The organism is Arthrobacter sp. Hiyo1 (genome assembly GCF_001263615.2).
Classification (GTDB): Bacteria; Actinomycetota; Actinomycetes; order Actinomycetales; family Micrococcaceae; genus Arthrobacter.
The window spans coordinates 297,122-300,338 of the sequence record NZ_DF952473.1; the positions used below are offsets into that span (position 1 = coordinate 297,122).

2 protein-coding genes and 2 pseudogenes are annotated in these 3,217 nt (G+C 63.0%); 3 read left to right on the plus strand and 1 reads right to left on the minus strand.

What is annotated here, in order from left to right; all coding sequences use genetic code 11:
- A partial coding sequence (locus AHiyo1_RS16870) for a GNAT family N-acetyltransferase (protein ID WP_059389315.1) occupies positions 1 to 509 on the minus strand: 509 nt, incomplete at its 3' end.
- A gap of 66 nt (positions 510 to 575) precedes the next feature.
- Between AHiyo1_RS16870 and trxB the strand changes: the two are divergent.
- The 3 genes and pseudogenes from trxB to AHiyo1_RS16885 form a co-directional block, all read left to right on the plus strand.
- Positions 576 to 1,551: pseudogene (trxB, locus tag AHiyo1_RS16875) on the plus strand (thioredoxin-disulfide reductase).
- A gap of 173 nt (positions 1,552 to 1,724) precedes the next feature.
- Complete coding sequence (locus AHiyo1_RS16880; RefSeq protein WP_059389316.1) at positions 1,725 to 2,975, plus strand: Nramp family divalent metal transporter; 1,251 nt, start codon at positions 1,725 to 1,727, stop codon at positions 2,973 to 2,975.
- A gap of 4 nt (positions 2,976 to 2,979) precedes the next feature.
- Positions 2,980 to 3,217: pseudogene (locus tag AHiyo1_RS16885) on the plus strand (amino acid permease); the annotation flags it as partial.

Sequence of the window (3,217 nt, forward strand, 5' to 3'; positions counted from 1 at the left end):
CGTGAGCGCCGTTCAAGCAGGAGCGTGTCGCGCCATTGGCCGGCAAGGGGCCCTGTGCTCATGCGTGCGATGCGTTCGCGACGGCCAACAATGGTGAATCCGTTGGCCTCGTGAAGGCGGATGCTGGCCTGGTTCTCGGGGAAAATGCTCGACTGGATGGTCCAGATGCCGTGCTCTTCGGTCGACGCAGCCAGCGTTTTCAACAGCAGGCCTCCAACTCCCCGTCCGCGCGCAGAACCGGCGACATAGACGGAATGTTCGACGACACCGGCATATGCCGGGCGCGCAGACACAGCGGAAACAGCAGTCCACCCCACCACGAGGCCGGATGCAACAGCGACGAATCGGTGATCAGGAAGGCGGCCCGCGTTGAACTGCTCCCAGTCCGGGGCTGCCGCTTCAAAGGTTGCCTGCCCGGTCTCGATACCCTCCGTGAAAATCGCACGGACCGCGGGCCAATCCCCGGGATTCATGGGCCGGATCAGGACGGCTCCGGCTTCGCTGAACATTCACCCATTATGCACATGGATTGACGAGCCCTTGATTGAATCCCCCGACCTTGTTGCACTTGTCCCATGAGCAAAGAACAACTGATCATCATTGGATCCGGCCCCGCCGGTTACACCGCGGCAATCTATGCCGCCCGGGCGGGCCTGAGCCCCCTCGTCCTTGCCGGATCAGTCACCGCCGGCGGCGCGCTGATGAACACCACGGAGGTGGAAAACTTCCCCGGATTCCCCGCCGGAATCCAGGACCCGAGCTCATGGATGGCCTGCAGGAACAAGCCGGGCGCTTCGGCGCGAAGATAGTGTTCGACGACGTCACTCAAGTCCAGCTGGCCGGGCACCTCAAGCGCGTGGTCACCGGCTCCGGCGACACCCACGAGGCACCGGCCGTAATCCTTGCGACCGGTTCCGCCTACAAAGAACTCGGCTTGCCCGAAGAGAAGAGGCTGAGCGGACACGGCGTTTCATGGTGCGCCACATGCGATGGCTTCTTCTTCCGCGAACAGGAAATCATCGTGGTGGGGGGCGGCGACTCCGCCATGGAAGAGGCGATGTTCCTGACCCGGTTCGCGAAGACCGTGACCGTCGTCGTCCGTAGGGAAGAGCTAAGGGCGTCCCGGATCATGGCCCAACGGGCCAAGGACAATCCGAAAATCCGCTTCGCGTGGAACTCGGCGATCACGGCGATCCACGGCGACGCCAAGGTTACCGGGGTTACCCTGGCCGACACACGATCCGGTGAATCGCGTGAACATGCGGCTACGGCATATTCGTGGCCATTGGACATGTCCCGCGGACGGACCTTGTCGCAGGACAGGTGGAACTCGACGCCGAGGGCTACATCAAGGTGGATTCCCCCACCACTGTTACCAACCTCTCCGGAGTTTTCGCTTGCGGCGACGCCGTGGACCACCGCTACCGCCAGGCCATTACGGCCGCCGGCACGGGTTGCGCCGCGGCCCTGGATGCCGAACGGTACCTCGCCGCACTCGATGACGCGGACAGCATCGCCACGGCATTGGTGGAAGAACCCACCCACGCCTGAGCCGCACCCAACTAACTCGCAGTTGATGTCGTTTTGAGGGCTCAAAGCGACACTTACTGCCAGTCAGTTGGGCAAAGCGCGTGCCTTATCAAGCTGCACCTAAAAACTACTTTTCGGTATGCCTAACTTAACGGTATCCTCATCATGTCCGTATCCCCGCTGTTGAGGAAACCATGGCTGCCACGATTGTTGAGCGACCGGCGAGCAAACCCCGGTGGAAGTCCCGGCTGCTCCTGTTGGGGCCGGCTTTCGTGGCTGCGATCGCCTATGTCGATCCGGGCAACGTCGCGGCAAACCTCACCGCGGGAGCGAATTACGGCTACCTCCTCGTGTGGGTCCTGGTAGCGGCGAACATCATGGCGGTCCTGGTGCAGTACCAATCGGCGAAACTTGGTTTGGCCACCGGGCACAGCCTTCCGGAGCTCCTGGGCAAACGCTTGGGAACCCACCGCCGCAGACTGTTCTGGGTCCAGGCAGAGGTGGTGGCCGGGGCTACCGACATGGCCGAAGTCATCGGCGGAGCCGTGGCCCTCAACCTCCTCTTCGGACTGCCACTTCTCATGGGCGGCATCATCATCGGAGTGGCTTCCATGTTGCTCCTGGCGCTCCAGTCGTCACGGGGCCAGAAGTCCTTTGAATACGCCATCATGATGCTCTTGGCCGTCATCGCCGTTGGTTTCGTGTCGGGTCTCTTCGTCAATCCCCCGGAGACCGGTGGCGTATTGGCGGGTCTGGTGCCGCGATTCGAGGGCACGGACACTGTCCTTCTTGCCGCGAGCATGCTCGGCGCCACGGTCATGCCGCATGCGATCTACCTGCATTCAGCCCTGGCCCGCGACCGGCATGGTTTCTCGGAGGACCCCGCTGAACGGACGAGGCTCATCAAGATCACACGCGTGGACGTCGTGGGGGCTTTGGTGCTTGCCGGGGTCGTGAACATCGCCATGCTCCTTTTGGCCGCGTCCAGCCTGCGGGGAGTCGAAGGAACCGACACGATCGCCGGTGCCCATGCAGCTGTGACATCTGCCCTTGGTCCGATCATCGGCGTGGCTTTCGGTATCGGTTTGCTTGCCTCAGGCCTCGCTTCAACGTCCGTCGGATGCTACGCCGGAGCAACGGTCATGGGCGGGCTCCTTAAGATCCGAATACCCCTACTGCTCCGCCGGGTGGTTACGCTGGTCCCGGCGCTGGTCATTCTCGGCGCGGGCATCGAACCCACGCTGGCACTCGTGCTCAGCCAAGTCCTGCTGAGCTTCGGCATTCCTTTCGCCTTGATTCCGCTGATCCGGCTCACCGGCAAGCGCGAAGTCATGGGCATCCACACGGATTCCACGCCATTGAGGATTGCCGGGTGGACCAGCGCTGCACTGATCGTGGGACTCAATTGCGTCCTCATCGTCCTGACAGTCACGGGGAAGTCCTAGGCCCATGAGCAACCCCCAGGGCCTGGCCCGTCGGCTGGGTACCTTCGACGCGGTCGTGATCGGATTGGGCTCGATGATCGGCGCCGGCGTGTTCGCCGCCTTCACTCCTGCCGCTTCCGCCGCAGGATCAGGGTTGCTGATCGGGCTCGTCATCGCGTCGACTGTGGCATTCTGCAACGCGACGTCCTCCGCCCAGCTCGCCGCCGCGTACCCGACGTCGGGCGGAAGCTACATTTACGGCC

Coding starts and splice junctions, on each gene's coding strand:
- AHiyo1_RS16880 (WP_059389316.1), top strand. CDS start 1,725: ATGGCTGCCACGATTGTTGAGCGACCGGCGAGCAAACCCCGGTGGAAG.